The sequence below is a fragment of the Kribbella sp. NBC_00709 genome (assembly GCF_036226565.1).
Taxonomy (GTDB): Bacteria; Actinomycetota; Actinomycetes; order Propionibacteriales; family Kribbellaceae; genus Kribbella.
Window position 1 is genome coordinate 7,096,092 of sequence record NZ_CP108996.1, and the last position, 17,814, is coordinate 7,113,905.

Consider the following 17,814-nt stretch of genomic DNA (forward strand, 5'->3'; position numbering starts at 1 on the left):
GTGACGAGCAGTCGGCGTGACACCGAGCTGGCGGCGCGGACCCGGGCGGTTCTCGATGCTGCGGCCGCTCATGTCTTCGGCACCGAACCCGGTCGGCTCGCGGCCGAGTTGTACGACGTGCTCGCCCGGACGACCGACGACGCGGACCGGGCGCGGGTCGCGGCGGCCCTCGCGCGCTGCTGGGTGTACGGCGGGCATGCGGATCGGGCCGCGGCGTTCGCGGACGAGGCGTTGGCGCACGCCGAGAAGACGGCGGACGGGGAGCTGATCGCGGACTGTCTCGACGCGGTACTCGCGGCGCACTGGGGGCCCGATGAGTTGACGCTCCGGCAGCAGACCGCTGGGCGGCTGGATGAGGTTTCCGCGCATGTGCTCGATCCCGGGGCACGCCTTCGGGGGCATCTGTGGGGTTTGCAGGTCGGGTGGGAGACGCTGCGGGTGCCAGTGATTCAGCGTCAGCTTCGGGCGTTGGAGCTGCTGGCCGAGGAGTCGCCGCGGGCCCGGTTCTTCGCTGCGTCGCGGCGGTGGATGTACGACCACGTACGTGGCGTTGAGAGAGCTGAGCTGATCGGGGTTGCGGAGAGTGCCGCGGCGGACGCCGGGCTCGCCGATGCGTGGATGGTGACGAGCCTGATGCGCGGCTACACCGCATTGCACGCCGGCGACTCGGTGGCCGTGGCCGACGTCCTGGAGGTCATGGAAGAGTTCGCTCACACCGAGGGGATCACAGAGGTCGCGGCGGAGGCCGCCTCGGTCTGGGCCCTACTGGGTCGGCCCGAGCGCGCACAGCTCCTGCTCGAACAGCTCGGCGCCGACGTGGTGGAGACGCTCCCGCGTGACGTGAACTATCTGCTCAACCTCCAGTGCGTACTCGAGGCTGCGCTGGCAGTCGGTGACGAGCAGCTCGTCCGTACGACGGCCCGCCTGCTGACGCCTTACGAGAACCGTGCCGTCGTGAACGGCGGCGCCGTGTACTTCCACGGCGTCACCGACGACACCCTCGCCCGAGCAGCCGCCTTGACCGGCGACCAGGCCCGCGCCGACCAATTCCGCACCCGAGCCCTCGCTACCTACCTCAGAATCGGCGCCACCTGGTGGCACGACCGCCTGAAGGCGCCTGCCGACCTACCAGGGCAATCTGTCGTTCATTTCCATCCGGTCCACGACGGGCTGTGGTTGGTCGGCTCGGGGGTCGGGCGGCCGATGCGGGCTCTGCGCGGCTTCGACTATCTGCGGCGTTTGCTTGCCCAGCCCGGGCAGACGGTGTCCGCCGTCGACCTGGTGACGGACGGGACGGCGACCGTCATCCAGTCGGACAGCGGTCCGCGGCTCGATCGGCAGGCCGCTGCGGCGTACCGGCAGCGTCTGACCGACCTTGCCACCGAGCTGGCCGAGGCCAATGAGTGGGCCGACCTCGCCCGCGCCGAATCGCTCGCCGCCGAACGCGAGGCCCTCCTGGCCGAGCTCAGCTCCGCGGAAGGCCTCGGCGGACGCGCCCGCGCCACCGGCTCCACCGCGGAACGAGCCCGAGTCGCGGCCACCAAGGCCATCATCGCCGCGATCTCCCGCATCGAAGCAGCCGACCCCACCCTCGCGACCCACCTACGTGACGCAGTCCGCACCGGCACCGACTGCACCTACCGCCCGCGTCCTCAGGACCACCCCACCTGGCTCCTGAACAGCTAGGGCGCAGACGGTGGGGTGAAGATGCCGAACTGGTTGCCGGCCGGATCGCGGAGGTAGGCGAAGGCCGGCGCGCCGGGGGCGGGGTCGAGGTTCTTGCTGATGACCGTGCCGCCGAGTTGCTCGGCGTCCGCGCAGGTGGCCTCGAGGTCCGCGACAAGGATGTAGAACACGGCGTGGTTGGGCAGCTCGCCGTTCGTGCCGAACAGCCCGCCCATCGGCTGCGGCGCCCCGGAGGCGGTGATGTTGCGGTAGTCGAGGCCGCCGGACGTGAGGCTGCCGGATGACTCGAAGGTCCAGTCGAACAGGCTGCCGTAGAACTTCTGCGCACTCTCCGGGTCGTCGGTCGCGACCTCGAACCAGGCCAAGGTGCCAGCGGCGGGAATCGCCATGGGATCTCTCCTTCATCGAATGAATCGGTAGAACCCAAGGTTTCAGCGGTTCGCGACAGCCCTATGTCGGAGTTGGAAAAAGATCCTCGGGACGCAACGCGGCGGCCGGCAGCTTGGTCTCGAAGCCGTCGACCTGTACGTCGCCGGTCGCGGGCGGACGGCGCGGCGCCATCGGGATGCGCTCGGCCTTCGTGATGCGGTCCATCCGGAAGACCCGTTCCTCCTGGCGCAGATGGCACCACGCTGTCATGTACGAGCCGTTGGGTCCGACGACGACGTGTTGCGGCTCGACCTCGCGGAGGGTTTCGACGCCGCCGACATCCGTGTACGCGATCCGCAGTACCTGGTTGTCGCGCACCGCGCGCCAGATCTGCTCGGCGACCTCACCGTCGGGATCCGGCACCGGCCTGACCAGCAAGCGGACCTTCGCGGCCGCGGTCCGCGCCTCGTCGAGCGCAGGCCGCGGCATCGCGGCCACGATCTTCTGCAGCGCGGTGCGGGCATCGCGGGCGAAGAGCACGTGACCGCTGTGGCTCAGCGCAACCGCAACCGCCATCGCCTCGCGAGCGGTGAAGTTGAGCGGCGGCAGGCTCATCGCCCGGTCCACGCTGTACCCGCCGGTGCGCCCCTGTTTCGTTGCCAGCGGCACCCCGGCCTGCCCGAGGGCGCTGAGATCACGCTCGATCGTCCTGACGCTGACCTCGAAGCGGGCCGCCAGCTGCCGCGCCGTACGCCCTCTCGGCCCCGCGGCGCGGAGCTCCTCGGCGAGGGCGTACAGCCGATCGATCCGGTTCATACCGGCAGGCTAGGCACCTCCACGGACAGTTATTGCGGAAGCTCGGTGCCGGTGCGCTCCGCGTACATGTAGGCGGCGTACCAGGCCGGCCATTCCGCGTCGGCCTCGCCGGTGCGGGCCTCGTGCTCACCGTGGGCGGCGGCCGCGCGCTTCAGAGCGGCCTCGAGGTCGTCGACCGAGGTGTACGTCGAGTCGGTGACCCGTCCGGGCAGTCGCGTCGTGACCTCCTGCAACAGCCAGGTGTTGCCGTCGGGGTCGCTGAACGTCGCGAACGAGCTGTAGCTGGCACCCTCGTCCGCCGGTCCGGGCACCCGACCGCTCGTCTCCCCGCCCTCGAACTGCGCACCGGGAGCGCCCGGGTGGAAGACGTCGCTGACCTTGGCGCCGTGCGCGAGCAGCTCGGACCGCGCCGCGTCGACGTCGGTGACGACCAGGTAGAGACCCTGCGCGGAACCGGGCGCGGCCGACGTGATGTTCGTGCCGAACTGGACCGAGGCGAGGGAGCCTGGCGGCGTGAACTGTACGACGCGGAATCCGTTGTCGAACGCGAAGTCCGCATCCAGCCGCCAGCCGAGGCCGGTGTAGAACTCCTTCGCCCGGTCGGCGTCGGCCACCGGAATCACGACGGCTTCGAACTTCAGGTCGGTGCTCATAACTTCCTCCAGGGATGAACTCGCTGCGTGGTCACCAATCTGCCGCTCCGGAACCGCCATGACACCAGTGGGAATCCCTGGTCATCTCCCTGGGTGCACGGGTTTCCACGAAGATGTCGGAGCTGCGTCCTACAGTGCCACGCATGACTCCCACCAGACAGAACGGAGACACCTGGGACCTCGCGTCCAGCGTCGGCTCGACCGCCACGATGGCCGCGACTCCCGCGCGTGCCGACTGCCGTGGCCGACCGGGACCGTGGTGTACGAGCTCGACCAGCCACAGGTCATCGAGTTCAAGACCCGCGCGTTGACGGAGCTGGGCGCCGTGCCCACCGCTGACCGCAGAGTGGTCGTGGTCGACCTCCGCGACGATTGGCCCGCAGTACTTCGCGCCGCCGGGTTCGACTCGACCCAGCCAACTGCTTGGAGTGCCGAAGGCCTGCTCGGTTATCTACCGCCCGACGCCCAGGACAACCTGCTGGACACGATCACCGAGCTCAGCGCGCCGGGAAGCCGGGTGGCCACCGAAAGCAAACCCAACCCACGACCGGGCGACGAGGACAGGACGAAGGAACGTCTGGACCGGATGTCCGAGCGCTGGCGCGCGGAGAGCTTCGACTCCGACATCACCAGGCTGCGGTACTTCGGCGAGCGCAACGAAGCGGCGCCGTACCTGGTCGACCGCGGCTGGGCCCTGGAAGGGACCACCATCCGCGACCTCCTGCCGCGAACGACCTCGCACCCCTCAACGATGATGAGATGCGTTTCGGCGACATGCTGTACGTCAGCGGCATCCTGGACAACAAAGCGAAGAACACGCTTTAGTGTCGTCAACGTGGACCATCAGATTGTTCTGATTGCCGGTGCGGGGCTCGCGATCATGATCGCGGCGTCGGTGTTCGCCTGGCGGACCGGTGTCGCGGCGCCGTTGCTGCTGGTCGCGCTGGGGATCGGGGCGAGCTACCTGCCCGGTACGCCGGCGATCCACATCGAGCCCGAGATCATCCTCGCGGGCGTGCTGCCGCCGCTGCTCTACGCGTCGGCGGTCCAGCTGCCGGTTCTCGACGTACGGCGGAACTTCGGCCTGATCTCGTGGTTGTCGGTCGTGATGGTGATCGTGTCGGCGCTGGTCATCGGGGCGCTGGTGCACGCGCTGTTCCCGAGCATCCCGTTCGCGCTGGCGACCGCGCTCGGGGCCGTGGTCAGCCCGACGGACGCGGTCGCGGCGACGGCGATCGGGCACCGGGTCGGGCTGCCGCCGCGGCTGATGACCGTGCTGGAAGGCGAGAGCCTTGTCAACGATGCGTCGGCGCTCGTCGTCCTGCGTACGGCGGTGGCCGCGCTCGCCGTCACCACACACTTCAGCCTCGGCGACACCGTCCTCGACTTCGCCTGGGCGGTCGTCGGAGCGATCCTGATCGGGCTGGTCGTCGGCGTACTCACGGCACGCCTGCGGCAGCGGCTCGACGATCCGGTCCTCAACACCACGATCTCGTTCGCCGTACCGTTCCTCGCCTACTTCCCGGCCGAGGAGGTGGGTGCGTCCGGCGTACTCGCCGTCGTGATCGCCGGCCTGTTGACCGGTGCACTCGGGAGCCGGAGGTTCAGCGCCCGTGACCGGCAGACGCAGGCCACCACCTGGACGACGATCAATTTCGTCCTGGAGAGCGGCGTGTTCCTCGCGATGGGCTACGAGCTGCCGCAGCTCGTCGACGATGCCCGTGCGGAGACGACCGCCGGTGAGATCGCGGGGCTCGTCCTGCTGGTGGTCGGCCTGCTCGTGGTGCTGCGGTTCGTCGGCCTGGCGTGGCCCGCATTGCTCGGCCGCTTCGGGCCGAGCGATCGTCATGACCACGTGCGGGCGAAGTTGAGCCAGATGGAGGAGAACCTGGATTCGATGGAGCCGTCGGGGGAGCGCGAGGAGAATCGCGTCGCGTGGGCCCGCAAGCGGCTCGCCCGCAGCCAGGCGGACGTGGACTTCGAGGAGCGCGAGCCGATCACCGGCCGTGGCATGGTGGTGCTGGCCTGGGCCGGGATGCGCGGCGTCGTCACGGTCGCCGCTGCACAGACGATTCCGGCCGGTACGCCGCATCGCGCGACCGTCGTACTCGCGGCATTCATCGTCGCGCTGATCACGTTGGTGCTGTTCGGCCTGTCGCTGCCCGCGGTGATCGCGCGGATGCGGTTCAGCGCGGAGAGCGCCGAGGACAAGCGGGACTCCGTCCAGGCGCTGATGCGGCAGATCGGCGAGGCCGCGATCGACGCCGTCGGTCCGCTGGATGACCAGACCGTCGACGGCGAGCCGCTCGACCCGGTCGTGGTCAGCACGCTGAAGGACCGGATCGTGCCCCGCCTGGTCTCCGGGAGCCGGCAGCTCCTGGAGACCAAGCCGGACATGCGCGACCAGATGGCGATCGTCCAGGGCCGCTACCTGGACGCGATGCGGGAAGCCCTCGGCACCGAACGCAGCATCGGCGTCTACAGCTCCGACACCTATCGCCAGGTCGAAGGTTTCCTGGACGCGGTCGAGCAGCGCTTCAGTTCGGCCTAACGCAGGTGCCGGGTGAAGAAGCGGACCATGCTGTCGACCTCGAACCGCGGGACCTCTTTGTGGGCGCCCGCGTTCGCGTGCAGGCTCTTCTCCGTTGACGCGAACGCGTCGAACAGCGCCATCGCGGACTCCCGCGGGATGTGCTGATCGTCCCACTGCACGGCGAACTCGACCGGCACCTTGATCCGGCGGGCATGCTCGGCGAGCGTCTCGTCGTACCAGAAGATGCCGAACACCGCCGCGGTGATCCGGCCATCGACGGCTGTCAGCGGTACGCCGATCGCGGTGCCCATGTTGAGCCCGAAGTACCCGAACGGACCGCTGATCTCGGGGAGCTGCTCGAGCGCGTCGAGGGTTGCCTGCCACTCGGGTACCGCGCGCTCGGCGAGGTGGAGGTTGTAGGGGACCACGATCGGGCCGACCGGTTCGCCGACCTCCATCGCGTGCTGCATGGCGACGGTCTCGCGCTCGTCGAGCGCCGTCCTCGGTCGGTCGCCGTGGCCGGGAGCGTCGATCGACACGGCGTGGAACCCGGCCTCGGTCAGCATCCGGGCCCGGCCGACCATTGGGGCCGCCTTGCTGTCGCGTCCACCGCCGTGGCCGAGAAGGACCAACGGGGCCGGCTCGGCGGATGCGGGCGACCACAGCATGCCGTGCACGTCGCCGAGGCTGAACTCGCGCTCGAGAACGCCGTTCGTGGTGGTGGTGCTGATGAAACGCAACTGATCCATGGTGGTGCCTTTCAGGAGTGCCTACGTGTTGGCGCTCCTGGCGACACCTAGTCCGGTCGCCCAGCCGTGACGGTGAGAGGGAGCACCCATCTCGATCCAGCGCGCATGGTGCTCACCTCCTCGTGTGATGTCACGTTCGCCCGGAACGGTACTCGTCCACCGGCCGACCGCGCCATCGAATTATCACCAGTCGGCGACGCGCGCCTGACTGCGGTCCTCGGTGGCAACCAGAACGTCGAGCAGGAACTCCTGCAGCTCTGTGCGGATGCCGCGGTGCAGGGGATCGTCCCAGAGGTTCTGTTGCTCGTTCGGGTCGGCAACGACGTCGTACAACTCGCCGGGGCGCTCGCGGGAGGTCGCGGGGGAGCCGTGCTGTACGACGAGCTTCCACTGATCGCGGCGGAGCATGGTCAGGTGGACCGCGGGATCGTACGGGTGGCCGCTGTTGCGGTACTCGCTCAGCGCCCAGCCGCGGGCCCTTGCCCGATTGGTGGCCAAGGGCAACAGATCCTGACCTTGGCCGCGGGGATCGAGTCCGGCGGCGGTCAGGATCGTCGGGGCGAGATCGATCCATTGGACGAGCTCGGGGCTGCGCGTGCCGGGCGCGATCTCCGCGGGCCAGCGGAGGATGAGCGGGACGCGGACCGCCTGGTCGTACATCATCGGGCCCTTCAGCATGAGCTGATGGTCGCCCAGCATCTCGCCGTGGTCGCTGGTGAAGACGACCAGGGTGTCCTCGCCGAGCCCCTCGGCGTCGAGTGCGTCGAGGATGCGGCCGACCTCGTCGTCCACGAGAGTGACCATCGCGTAGTACGCCGCCTTGACCTCTTGCAGTTCGTCGGCGGTGTACGACGTGTAGCCGCGGGCATGTCCGGCGTACGACGCCTTGGACGCCTCGGTCTGGATCGGTGGCTTGCCCGCGAGATCGTCCGGGATCGGGCGGGTGAGTTGCTTCTCGCGGTAGCGGCGTACGTACTCCTCCGGGGCGCCGAAGCCGTGGTGCGGGTCGAAGAAGTTCGCGATGAACAGGAACGGCTTGTCGCGATCGCGGGAGCGGGTCAGGAAGTCGATGGTCTGATTGCCGATCCAGCGGCTGTAGTGGAGGTCGGTCGGGAGGGTGTCGTAGTCGACGTCCGCGCCGGCCAGGTCGGGGCGGAGAGTGTACAGCCAACGGTGGTACTCGTTCTCCGACGAGCCCGGATACGGGTCGTGAGCCCAGCGGAAGACGCGGAAGCCGTCGTCGTGGCGCTTCTCCGAGCGGCCGCCGAAGCAGGCGTTCAGGTGGAACTTGCCGACCAGTCCGCAGTCGTAGCCGGCTTCGGCCAGGTCCTTGCTGAACAGGCGTTCGCCGTCGGGCAGACCGACGCCGTTCGCCCACAGGCCGTGGGCGTGGAGGTATTTGCCGGTCATCAGGCTCGCGCGGGACGGGGCGCAGACCGGGCTCTGCACGTAGCAGTTCTCGAACACGACGCCCTGCGCGGCGAGGCGGTCGAGGTTCGGCGTCTCGATCTCGTCGTTGCCGTAGGCACCGAGTGCCGAGAACCGTTGCTGGTCGGTGCACAGGAGCAGGACGTTCGGCGGCATACGGCTCAGTCTATTGACCTCTCCGCGCCGCCGTCTCCTCCATCGCACGGATCAGCGGAGATCCAGGCGCATGAGGACGCGGGGATGGCCGGCCAGGACCGAGGTGGTGTCGGCGGCCTTGGTGAAGCCTGCTTGTTCGAAGTTCTTCCGGAGGCCGGCGTAGGCCATCGTGAGGTCGACCTTGGTGCCGCCGTTGTCGAGGGGATAGGCCTCGACGGCCGGGGCGCCGTTGTCGCGGGCGAAGCCGGCCGCGCCCTCGATGAGTGCGTGGGAAATGCCCTTGCCTCGATGGCCGGGACGGACCCGGATGCACCACAGCGACCAGACGGGCAGGTCGTCGACGTGCGGGATCTTCCGGTTGCGCGCGAAGTTCGTCTCCGCGCGCGGTGCGATCGCGGCCCAGCCGACCGGGGTGTCGCCGTCGTACGCGAGGACTCCGGGAGCGGGCATCTCCTTGCAGAGCTCGGCGACGTATTCGCCGCGGGCCGGACCGCGCAGGGTGTTGTTCAGCTTCGACGGGATGCGGTAGCTCAGGCAGAAGCAGACCGTTGCGGTCGGCGACTTCGGGCCGATGACAGCTCGGACGTCCTCGAAGACTGTCGCCGGGCGTACGTCGATCGTCATTCCGCTTCCAGGAGCTGGTTGTGGATCATGAACGCGGTCCGGAGTTCCTTGTAGCCGACGCGGTCGAACAGGACGGTCATCGCGGTGCCGTGGTAGTGCTCGACCAGCCCGGGTCCGAAGGTCCGGTGGGTGACGCGGCTGCCGACCGGGAACGGTTCCTCCTCGGGCGGGGCTGCCGTACGGCCGGCCAGGTCGTTGTCACAGTTGCCGCACGGGCCGTCGTACCGTTCGCCGAAGTAGCTCAGCAGCCACTCGCGGCGGCAGCCGCCGTACTCCGCGTAGGTCGACATCATCTCGACCCGGGACCGGGCGACCTCGCGACGATCATGCTCGACGGCCGACGCGGAGGCGACCGCCTTGTCGACGTCGACCCGCCGGGCCAGGTGGAACTGGTGGCCGATGGCAACAACCCGGGCGTCGGTCAGGCGGCCGAGCGCGCGCTCGACGCGGGCTGCGCTGAGGTGGGTCGCGGCGGTCAGGTCGGCGATGGTCGCGGGCCGGTGCTGGTCGATGGCGCTCGCGACGGCGAGCAGGTCTTCGTCGGTGACGCCGCCGGAGGCGAAGAAGCGGTTCAGGCCGAGGTCGGCATGCCGGAAGAACAGCTCGATGTCGGCCGGTTCGCCGTCGCGGCCGGCGCGGCCGATCTCCTGGTAGTAGGAGTCGATCGAGGCCGGTGCCTCGGCGTGACTGACCCAGCGGATGTCGGGCTTGTCGATCCCCATGCCGAACGCGATCGTCGCCACGACGATCCGGCAGTCGCCGGCCAGGAACGTGTCCTGGACCTCCCGGCGTTGCTTCGCCGACAGGCCGGCGTGGTACGCCTGCGCGGACACTCCGGCGGTGGTGAGATCGCTCGCGAGCTCCTCCGCGTGGCGGTGCGTGGCGACGTACACGATGCCTGGGCCGCGGGACGATCGGACGTGACTGAGCAGGCGACGGTTCTTGGTGTCGTCGTCCGCGAACGTGAACACGGCGAGGTTCAGGTTCGGCCGGTCGAACCCGCCGACGACGACGGCCGGGTCGATGAGCTCGAGGCGGTGCACGATCTGCTTGCGGACCGGCGGTGCAGCCGTCGCGGTCAGCGCGAGCACCGGCGGCCGTCCCATCGCCCGGATCGCAGCCGCCAGCCGGAGGTAGTCGGGCCGGAAGTCCTCACCCCACTCACTCACCAGATGCGCCTCGTCCACTGCCACCAGCTTCGGCCGGGACGCAGCAAGGAGCTCGAGCACGTCGGCATGCGTCAGCTGCTCGGGGGAGAGGAGCACGAATCCGGGCCGGCTGCTGGTCAGCAGCTCCTGGGCGGCGCGGCGGCCGGCGTGGTCGGTCGAGTTGAGCTCGGCAACCTCGACGCCGCCTTTGGACAGCGCCCGCAGCTGGTCGCGCTGGAGCGCGACCAGCGGGCTCACGACAACGGTCACGCCACCGAGCGCGAGGCCGGCAAGCTGGTAGATCGCGGTCTTGCCCGTTCCGGTGGCGAGGACCGCGAGCGTGTCCTGCCCGTCGAGCACCGCGCGTACGGCGTCCTCCTGGCCGGGTCGCAGCGCGTCGAACCCGAGTCGCTCCCGCGCCAGCTCGGCGATGTCCGTCACTGCCACATCATGCCTCCGCCCGACGGACCGCTCGCCAGCGCCAGAGGTACAGCCCGGCGAGCGTACGCTGCGGCCGCCACTCTTCTCCGAGCTTCTCGACATCGGCGGGCTTGGGGATCTCGGGCAGCCCGTACGCCGTCTCGACGGTGCGCCGGATCTCGAGGTCCCCGACCGCGAGCACGTCCGGCCGGCGCAGATGGAAGATCAGGAAGATCTCCGCCGTCCACCGCCCGATCCCTTTGATCGCGGTGAGTTCGGCGACCACCTCGTCGTCCGGAAGATCGGGCAGCCTCTCCAGCTCGAGCTCGCCCGAGATCACGTGCTCCGCCAACGACCGCAGCGAAGCAGTCTTGGCATGCGACAACCCGACTGCGGTCCGGAGCGCGTCGGGTTCGTCGGCCAGCAGCTCGTCCGGCGCGGGAGCATTTCCGCCGTACCGCTCGACAATGCGCCCGTAGATGGCCTGAGCCGCGATGTTCGAGATGTTCTGCCCGACGATCGCGCGCACGAGTACGCCGTAATGCTCGGAGGGCAGATCGGGAACGCCGGTGTCCTCGCTCTCCGACAACGGCGTGCCGACGGCCCGGACCACCTCGTCGATGATCTTCCCGAGAACCGGGTCGGCCCGGCGCAGGTAGGCCTCCGCGGTTTCAGTGGGCATGGCGCCTGCTCCGGACAGTCAGGGACAGCTGGTCGCCGGTCCGCTCGATCTGCAGCAGGCCACGCGATTCGGCGTACCTGAGAGTCGCTCGCACTTCGTCCTCCGACGCGGAGGTCCGCTCAGCCAGGGAGGCGATGGTCTGCTGGGTGCCACCCCAGAGGGCCACTGACACGATGTCGGCGGCGTAGCCGGTGTACTGCTTGACCGCCCGGGACGCCTTGAGGAAGGTGACGGCCTGGGCCGGGAGCTGGACGACGTCCTCGGCCGACGGCGGGTGCTCGGCCGCGCGGTAGCGCAAGCCGTCGAAGCTGATCATGCGGAGTGCGAGGTAGAGCGGTAGCAGCTCGCGGCGGATGGTCGGCTCGGGTACGCCGACCTGGCCGGCGATCTCCGCCAAGCCCGGCCAATCCGGCCGGGATCGGGGACCCTGGCGGAGCGGCTGGTCGAGCCAGTCGGCGCCGCGGTAGTGGTCGGCGCCCCACGCGTCGATCTCCTCGGCGCTCAGTCCGTCGGTCTTCCCGGCCCACTCGATCACGTTCGCGACTTCGATCTCCTGGAACCCGAGCACCGATCCCCACCCCGGATCCGGCGCCCACACCGGCGGCCTGGCGCGGCGGATCCACCGTGGCGGCTCGGCCTCGCCGGAGACCGGCCAGAAGTCCAACTGCCACAGGTCGGTCGGCGTCAGGCTGTCCTCGTCGCGAGGTGGCTCGGCCGGCAGCGGTCGATGCGCCAGCCGGAGTCGATAGCCGCCAGGATCACCCAGCGTCAGGTGGTCTTCGCCAGGGCCGTCCATGAGATCGCTCAGCGCGACGACACCGGACGGACTCTGGTACGGCACCTCGACGACGTCTGCCCACCCGTCGACGTCTTCGTCACCCGGCCGGTCGTCGTTGGCCTGCAGTTGTACGACGCAAGGGCCGTCGCCACCCGCGGCGTACAGCCAGCCGTTGCCCGAGCGGGCAATCGAACCGACCGGATGCGCCTCGTTGTCGGACGTCTCCTCGTGGTGCATCGCATCCCGCACGTCCAGCACCACGAGGATGCCGGACTCGGGCATGTAGTGGTCGTCCCCGCGCCTCCCCAGAACACCCATGCCCGAACCGTAATGCAGGGTCCGGACAATCTGCGACGATCCGCGGCCGGCTCAGTTGCTGACGTCGTACACGAGCTTCTGGATGCCGTTGGGGTAGGAGGCGCTGTCGGTGAGCGTCAGGTTCAGCTTGTCGCGGTCGGCGTCGCTGAAGAGGCGCTTGCCGGCGCCGAGCAGGACCGGGAAGACGAGCAGGTGGTAGCGGTCGATCAGGCCGGCGTCGGAGAGGCTGCGGTTGAGGGTGGCGCTGCCGTTGATGATGATCGGCCCGCCCTCGGTCTCCTTGAGCGCGGCGACGTCGTCGAGCGAGCGCAGGATCGTGGTCTCGCCCCAGTTCGTCACCAGGTCGCTGTCCTGCAACGTGGTCGACACGACGTACTTCGGCATCGCGTTGTAGCCGGCGAAGTCCTCCGTCATCCCCGGCCAGACCGGCGCGAACGCCTCGTAGCTGACCCGGCCGAGCAGCAGCGCGGTCGCCTTGGTCTGCTCGCTGCCCTTGATCTCCCACGCCGCCTCGTCGAACGGGATGTCCTTGAAGGTCCAGCCCGCATTGCGGTAACCCGGCTCGCCGCCCGGAGCCTCGACGACACCATCGAGAGAGACGAACGCAGTGGTGATGAGGGTACGCATCTTGATGCTCCTTGATCGGTTGGTTATGCCTGTGCGTCGAGCAGGGCCCGGTGGATCCGACACATCATGATGTGACGCCCGTCACTGTGCACTGATGATCCAGGCAGCCGACTCGAAGTGGACGCCAGAACCGGTTTCGTGCGCGGCGAGAGTCGCGCGCAGCGCCGCCTGCGCCCGCTCGGTCTCCGCGGGATCGAGCTTGGCGAGCAGTGCCTGAGGCTCCCGGAGCCTGAGGACGTTCGCGTACGCCGTCTCCGCATCGGGACCGTAGTAGAGCAGTTCACGCACCGCGGTGAAGGTCGGGTCGGCGAATCCCGCGGAGGTCAGGATGTCTCGCGTCACCGCCTCCGATCCGAGCGCGAACGCCGACTCGTCGCGGTACGAACCACCGATCGCCTCCGGGATCACGTGCGCCCACTCGTTGTCCGCCCGCGGCTGCCAGACCAGCACCACCAGCCGGCCACCTGGACGGAGTGCCCGCCGGAGATTGGTGAATGCGCCGACTAGGTCGTCGAAGAACATCACGCCGAACCGGCTGATGCACACGTCGAACGTTTCCGGTTCGAAGTCGTAGGTCGCCGCGTCTGCCAGCAAGTAGGTCACATTCGGCAACGGCTGCCGGCGAGCGTGTTCGAGCATCCTCTCGGAGACATCGACCCCGAGCACGCTGCCTCGCACCGCATCAGCCGCCGCATCCCGCGTGGTCTGCCCACCACCACACCCGACGTCGAGCACCCGATCCCCATCGCGTACGCCGCACGCGACCCGGAACCGCTCGCGATAGAACCGCATCTCGGCGTCGTAGTCGAACATCGCCCCAGGCTAGTGGGGCGTCAAGGCACGAACGGTCAGGCGGCGGGTAGGAAGACCACGCGGTTGCCGTCGGGATCCTGCGCCTCGGCGGCGGGCTCGGTGGCGGTGAGGCCGAGGTGATCGATCGAGGACCCGGCGGTCGGTACGAGCTTGACGGCATCCGCGCCCAGCCGGAACGTGTCGTCGGCGACGCGCTCCATCCCGAGGTGGGTGCCGTAGAACTCGGCGGCCGCGTCGACATCGGGCGCGGCCACCGCGACGTACGACAGGCCCTGCACCGGACCTGAGGTGATCGGCGGGACGCGGAACTCCTCCGAGCGCTGCAGCAGCTCGACCCGGACCCCGTTCGGGTCGGACAGGAACGCGAGCCGCCCCTGACCGCTGCCGGCGACCCGGGGCGACGAGATCTCGCCGTACCCGAGCGCCATCAGCCGGGCGTAGTCGCCGTCGAGGTCGTCGGTCATGAAGCCGACGTGGTTCAGCCCGTACGTCGCCTGTGGGTCGGACGCCTCGTGATGGAGCAGCTCGACCAGGCCCGTGGCGACCTGGAGGTGCACCCGATGGACGCGGGAGTTGTTCATGAACAGCCTGTCGACCACTTCCGCTCCGAGGCCGTCGTAGAACGACAGGCTCGCTTCGAGGTCCCGCACCCGGCCGCCGACGTGGTTCAGCTCGTAGATCACCCGACCACGATAGCAAGCGCTTTCCGATCGTGTCGCCACTCAGCGTTCTCTCAGCTGCACGCCACGTGGCGTCACCTGGTGGCCACGTCCTGGTCACCTCACGTCCTGCGGCGGCCCCTAGGTTCCAGCTGTCTCGACCTACCAGAAAGGCCCGGAATGATCAGGAAAAAGGCTTTCGTGGCTGCCTTCGCAGCGGCTTCGGTGATTGCTGCGGCAGGCATGGCCTCGGCCGCCGCCAGCGGAGCGTTCACCACGGCCCGCGGCAACGACACAGCTGCAGAGGCCGCCGCGCGCCAGCCGCGTGGGCCGAAGAACGTGATCTTCTTCCTCGGTGACGGCATGGGCACCCAGGAGATCACCGCGGCGCGCTACTACCAGGGTGTCCAGAACAAGCTCAACGTCGACCGGGCCCACTACACCGGCTTCGACACGACCTGGTCGGTGAAGCCCGCCGCCAAGCCGCCGTACAAGCCGGACTACGACCCGGACTCGGCCTCCACCGGCTCGAGCTGGGCGACCGGCAAGAAGACGATCGACGAGCGGATCTCGCAGGGCCCGAGCAGCGCGGACAACGTCCCGGGCACCAACTACCAGACCGTCCTGGAGCTGGCGCAGAAGCGCGGTCTCAAGGTCGGCAACGTGTCCACCGCGGAGATCACCGACGCGACCCCGGCGGTGCTCGCCTCGCACATCTCGCTGCGCGGTTGCCAGGGCCCGGCCGACATGGCCGCCTGCCCGCAGGAGAGCAAGGCGGCCGGCGGTCCCGGCTCGATCGCGGAGCAGGAGGTCGACCACAAGGTCGACGTACTCCTCGGCGGTGGTCGTGCCCGGTTCGAGCAGAAGATCACCGGCGGTCCGTACGCCGGCAAGACGGTCGTCGACCAGGCCAAGGCCAAGGGCATCCAGTACGTCACGGACGCTGCCGGACTGAAGTCGGTCAAGGACGGCAAGCCGGTGCTGGGCCTGTTCAACAGCAGCAACATGTCGCTGGAGTGGAGCGGCCCGGCTGCCTCCCTCGGCAAGGGCAACACGGCGCAGTCCTGCCTGGAGAACCAGCGGCCGTCGAACGAGCCGAGCCTCTCGGACATGACGTCGAAGGCGATCAGCCTGCTGGAGAACAAGAAGGGCTTCTTCCTGCAGGTCGAGGGCGCATCCATCGACAAGCAGGACCACGCCACCAACGCGTGCGGCCAGATCGGTGAGACGGTCAACTTCGACAAGGCGATCGGCGTCGCACTGAACTACCAACGCACCCACCCGGACACGCTGGTCGTCGTCACCGCCGACCACGCGCACACCAGCCAGATCGTCGGCGAGGACGCCTCCGGATCTGGTCTGCCGACCGGCTGGTCGACCAACCTGACCACCAAGGACGGCCAGACGCTGACGCTGACCTACGGCACCGCCGGATTCGGCGGCGACGGCAAGGCTCCGGTGGCCACGCCGCCGAGCCAGCAGCACACCGGTGCGGTCGTCCCGGTCTGGGCCAACGGCCCTGGCGCCGAGGCGGTTCTCGGCACCAACGACCACACGCATCTGTTCGACGTCCTCCAGGGCAAGTAGCACCTGTTTGAATCAAACGTGTGGCCTCCGGTTCCTGGCGAACCGGAGGCCGCACGTGTGTGGTGAAGAGCGTCGGCGGGATGCACTATGGGCCGATGGAGTCGATGTTGTTCGAGAGCCGGGACCTCGCCAGGACGGAGGAGTTCCTCAACCGCGCCTACACCAAGATGCAGATCGGTGGCCGCGCCGCGGACGTTCGGACGCGGATCTCCCGGGCGGCCGCGGAGTCGATCAGCATCGACCGGATCGAGATCGGCTTCGAGATGAGCTACGACGCCGATCCGCTCGGGAAGGTCTGTTTGTGTGAGGTGGCGTCCGGCCGCATCACCGACCACGCCACCGACGGTTGGGTGGACGAGTTCCGGCCGGGGGACCTGGTGTCGTTCGCGCCGGCGGACCGCCCGTTCGCAGGCAAGATCCGGCGGGCGGCGTACACCATCACGATGTTCGACCCGGCGTTGCTGACCCGGGTGACGGGCGCCGGCCGGAAGGACGACGCAGCGGTGCGGCTGCTGTCGCATCGGCCGCATTCGCGGACTGCGGCCCATCAGCTGTCCAAGACGATCGCGTACCTGGATCAGGTGCTGCCCAATCCCGCCGTGAAGGCATCGCCGCTGGTGCTGGCGTCGGTCTCGCAACTGCTCGCCTCGAGCGTGCTCGCCGCCTTCCCGAACACCGCCTTCCCGAACACCGCCATGACGGACGGCGCCGACGGACGCGATGCTCGTCCGCCGACGGTACGGCGGGCGGTGGCGTTCATCGAGTCGAACCTCGACCAGGCCATCACGATCGCCGACATCGCGACCGCGGCCGGTGTCACCGTCAGGGCGGTTCAGACGGCCTTCCAACGCCACCTCGGTACGACGCCGCTCGCCCACCTGCGTAGGCTCCGGCTCGCCGAGGTCCGTTCGGAACTGCAGGGCGCCGACCCGTCGGCGTGCACCGTCGCCGAGGTCGCCGCGCGCTGGGGATTCCACCATCACGGCCGGATGGCCGCGGCGTACCTCGATGTGTACGGCGAGTTGCCGAGCACGACGCTGGCGCGCTAGGGCAGCTTGCGGGTGTCGATGAGCTGTTGAGCGACGTCGCGCAGCTTGGTGTTGGTGTCCTGCGAGTAGCGCTTGAGGACGGCGAACGCCTGGTCGCCGTCGATGTCGAACCGCTCCATCAAGATGCCCATCGCCTGACCGACGAGCTTGCGGGCGTCGATCGCCTGGGCCATCGAGGCCTCGTGGCGGGCGGACGCGAGCGCGACCGACGCGTGCCGCGCCAGGATGTGCGCGACCGCCTCGTCATCGTCCGCGAACGCGTCGGGCGCGGGGCTGTAGAGACCCAGTACGCCGACCATCGGGCTCCGCACGTGGCCAGTGGCCAGCGGTACGTCCAGGACGCTGCGGACCCCGAGCGTGGCGACCTTGGCCGCCCACTCCGGCCAGCGATCGTCGGTGGTCGTGTCGCGGATCAGCACCGGCCGGCGCTCCTGCATCGCTGTCACCAAAGGTCCGCTCTGGTGGCTGATCTGGAGCTCGAACACGTCGGCGACGACCGGGTCGGTGACCGCCGCGATCTCCCAGCGTGAACCGCGCGTGGACAGTGCGACGCCGGCGTACGTGCAGTTGAGGGCCTGGAGGGCGAACTGGGCGACCGCATCGACCGTCTCGCCGACTCCCGGCGCGTCGTGCAGCTCGAGGGCGAGGTGCGCGAAGGCGGTGGCGGCGCTGTCCTTGCTCGGGTCGATCATGGTCACAGGCGACTCCCTGACGAAACC

Annotated in this window: 17 protein-coding genes; 4 read left to right on the forward strand and 13 right to left on the reverse strand. The window is 69.1% G+C overall.

Annotated elements, in window-relative coordinates:
• Complete coding sequence (locus tag OHA18_RS34645; protein WP_328999572.1) at window positions 1–1,686, forward strand: hypothetical protein; 1,686 nt, start codon at window positions 1–3, stop codon at window positions 1,684–1,686.
• Here OHA18_RS34645 and OHA18_RS34650 read toward each other — a convergent pair.
• The 3 genes from OHA18_RS34650 to OHA18_RS34660 all read right to left on the reverse strand — a co-directional run bounded on the left by OHA18_RS34650 (window position 1,683) and on the right by OHA18_RS34660 (window position 3,524).
• On the reverse strand, window positions 1,683–2,075 hold the full coding sequence (locus tag OHA18_RS34650) for a VOC family protein (protein WP_328999573.1): 393 nt from the start codon (window positions 2,073–2,075) through the stop codon (window positions 1,683–1,685). The two genes, OHA18_RS34645 and OHA18_RS34650, sit on opposite strands and share 4 nt — an antisense overlap.
• A gap of 61 nt (window positions 2,076–2,136) precedes the next feature.
• On the reverse strand, window positions 2,137–2,871 hold the full coding sequence (locus OHA18_RS34655) for a helix-turn-helix transcriptional regulator (protein ID WP_328999574.1): 735 nt from the start codon (window positions 2,869–2,871) through the stop codon (window positions 2,137–2,139).
• 29 nt (window positions 2,872–2,900) lie between these two features.
• On the reverse strand, window positions 2,901–3,524 hold the full coding sequence (locus tag OHA18_RS34660) for a VOC family protein (protein WP_328999575.1): 624 nt from the start codon (window positions 3,522–3,524) through the stop codon (window positions 2,901–2,903).
• Between the two features lie 58 nt (window positions 3,525–3,582).
• On the opposite strand from OHA18_RS34660, the gene OHA18_RS34665 reads away from it, so the two are divergent.
• Entirely contained in the window at window positions 3,583–6,075 is a 2,493-nt protein-coding gene (locus OHA18_RS34665; protein ID WP_442914349.1) for an SAM-dependent methyltransferase, read from the forward strand.
• Here OHA18_RS34665 and OHA18_RS34670 read toward each other — a convergent pair.
• The 9 genes from OHA18_RS34670 to OHA18_RS34710 form a co-directional block, all read right to left on the reverse strand.
• Window positions 6,072–6,806 (reverse strand): dienelactone hydrolase family protein, encoded by a 735-nt coding sequence (locus OHA18_RS34670; protein ID WP_328999577.1) that lies wholly within the window; start codon window positions 6,804–6,806, stop codon window positions 6,072–6,074. The genes OHA18_RS34665 and OHA18_RS34670 overlap by 4 nt on opposite strands.
• A gap of 183 nt (window positions 6,807–6,989) precedes the next feature.
• Window positions 6,990–8,390 carry a sulfatase family protein gene (locus tag OHA18_RS34675; RefSeq protein ID WP_328999578.1) on the reverse strand — a complete coding sequence of 467 codons (1,401 nt, stop codon included), beginning with the start codon at window positions 8,388–8,390 and terminating at the stop codon, window positions 6,990–6,992.
• 51 nt (window positions 8,391–8,441) lie between these two features.
• Window positions 8,442–9,014, reverse strand: a complete 573-nt coding sequence (locus OHA18_RS34680; RefSeq protein WP_328999579.1) for a GNAT family N-acetyltransferase — start codon at window positions 9,012–9,014, stop codon at window positions 8,442–8,444.
• Window positions 9,011–10,603: a RecQ family ATP-dependent DNA helicase gene (locus OHA18_RS34685; RefSeq protein ID WP_328999580.1), complete on the reverse strand. Its 1,593-nt coding sequence runs from the start codon at window positions 10,601–10,603 to the stop codon at window positions 9,011–9,013. The genes OHA18_RS34680 and OHA18_RS34685 overlap by 4 nt, the downstream gene beginning before the upstream one ends.
• A gap of 7 nt (window positions 10,604–10,610) precedes the next feature.
• Window positions 10,611–11,264, reverse strand: coding sequence for a DNA-3-methyladenine glycosylase family protein (locus OHA18_RS34690; RefSeq protein WP_328999581.1), 654 nt, complete (start codon window positions 11,262–11,264; stop codon window positions 10,611–10,613).
• Window positions 11,254–12,360, reverse strand: coding sequence for a DUF6042 family protein (locus OHA18_RS34695; RefSeq protein ID WP_328999582.1), 1,107 nt, complete (start codon window positions 12,358–12,360; stop codon window positions 11,254–11,256). Before OHA18_RS34695 ends, OHA18_RS34690 begins: the two co-directional genes overlap by 11 nt.
• Window positions 12,361–12,411: 51 nt before the next feature.
• Window positions 12,412–12,987: a dihydrofolate reductase family protein gene (locus OHA18_RS34700; RefSeq protein ID WP_328999583.1), complete on the reverse strand. Its 576-nt coding sequence runs from the start codon at window positions 12,985–12,987 to the stop codon at window positions 12,412–12,414.
• An 81-nt stretch (window positions 12,988–13,068) separates the two neighbouring features.
• Window positions 13,069–13,800: a class I SAM-dependent methyltransferase gene (locus tag OHA18_RS34705; protein WP_328999584.1), complete on the reverse strand. Its 732-nt coding sequence runs from the start codon at window positions 13,798–13,800 to the stop codon at window positions 13,069–13,071.
• A 35-nt stretch (window positions 13,801–13,835) separates the two neighbouring features.
• Window positions 13,836–14,483 carry a VOC family protein gene (locus OHA18_RS34710; protein WP_328999585.1) on the reverse strand — a complete coding sequence of 216 codons (648 nt, stop codon included), beginning with the start codon at window positions 14,481–14,483 and terminating at the stop codon, window positions 13,836–13,838.
• A 177-nt stretch (window positions 14,484–14,660) separates the two neighbouring features.
• On the opposite strand from OHA18_RS34710, the gene OHA18_RS34715 reads away from it, so the two are divergent.
• Window positions 14,661–16,046, forward strand: coding sequence for an alkaline phosphatase (locus OHA18_RS34715; RefSeq protein WP_328999586.1), 1,386 nt, complete (start codon window positions 14,661–14,663; stop codon window positions 16,044–16,046).
• Between the two features lie 95 nt (window positions 16,047–16,141).
• A complete protein-coding gene (locus tag OHA18_RS34720) occupies window positions 16,142–17,095 on the forward strand; it encodes a helix-turn-helix domain-containing protein (protein WP_328999587.1) in 954 nt (317 codons plus the stop codon).
• Here the strand turns inward: OHA18_RS34720 and OHA18_RS34725 are convergent.
• The gene (locus OHA18_RS34725) at window positions 17,092–17,787 is read right to left on the reverse strand and encodes a GAF and ANTAR domain-containing protein (protein ID WP_329006186.1); all 696 of its coding nucleotides are present in this window, start codon (window positions 17,785–17,787) and stop codon (window positions 17,092–17,094) included. The genes OHA18_RS34720 and OHA18_RS34725 overlap by 4 nt on opposite strands.
• Between the last annotated feature and the right edge of the window lie 27 nt (window positions 17,788–17,814).

Excerpts from the sequence above, each read along its gene's own strand:
- OHA18_RS34660 (WP_328999575.1), bottom strand. The coding sequence starts at position 3,524 with ATGAGCACCGACCTGAAGTTCGAAGCCGTCGTGATTCCGGTGGCCGAC.
- OHA18_RS34675 (WP_328999578.1), bottom strand. The coding sequence starts at position 8,390 with ATGCCGCCGAACGTCCTGCTCCTGTGCACCGACCAGCAACGGTTCTCG.
- OHA18_RS34720 (WP_328999587.1), top strand. The coding sequence starts at position 16,142 with ATGGAGTCGATGTTGTTCGAGAGCCGGGACCTCGCCAGGACGGAGGAG.
- OHA18_RS34705 (WP_328999584.1), bottom strand. The coding sequence starts at position 13,800 with ATGTTCGACTACGACGCCGAGATGCGGTTCTATCGCGAGCGGTTCCGG.
- OHA18_RS34695 (WP_328999582.1), bottom strand. The coding sequence starts at position 12,360 with ATGGGTGTTCTGGGGAGGCGCGGGGACGACCACTACATGCCCGAGTCC.
- OHA18_RS34700 (WP_328999583.1), bottom strand. The coding sequence starts at position 12,987 with ATGCGTACCCTCATCACCACTGCGTTCGTCTCTCTCGATGGTGTCGTC.
- OHA18_RS34650 (WP_328999573.1), bottom strand. The coding sequence starts at position 2,075 with ATGGCGATTCCCGCCGCTGGCACCTTGGCCTGGTTCGAGGTCGCGACC.
- OHA18_RS34670 (WP_328999577.1), bottom strand. The coding sequence starts at position 6,806 with ATGGATCAGTTGCGTTTCATCAGCACCACCACCACGAACGGCGTTCTC.
- OHA18_RS34665 (WP_442914349.1), top strand. The coding sequence starts at position 3,583 with ATGACACCAGTGGGAATCCCTGGTCATCTCCCTGGGTGCACGGGTTTC.
- OHA18_RS34725 (WP_329006186.1), bottom strand. The coding sequence starts at position 17,787 with ATGATCGACCCGAGCAAGGACAGCGCCGCCACCGCCTTCGCGCACCTC.
- OHA18_RS34690 (WP_328999581.1), bottom strand. The coding sequence starts at position 11,264 with ATGCCCACTGAAACCGCGGAGGCCTACCTGCGCCGGGCCGACCCGGTT.
- OHA18_RS34680 (WP_328999579.1), bottom strand. The coding sequence starts at position 9,014 with ATGACGATCGACGTACGCCCGGCGACAGTCTTCGAGGACGTCCGAGCT.
- OHA18_RS34655 (WP_328999574.1), bottom strand. The coding sequence starts at position 2,871 with ATGAACCGGATCGATCGGCTGTACGCCCTCGCCGAGGAGCTCCGCGCC.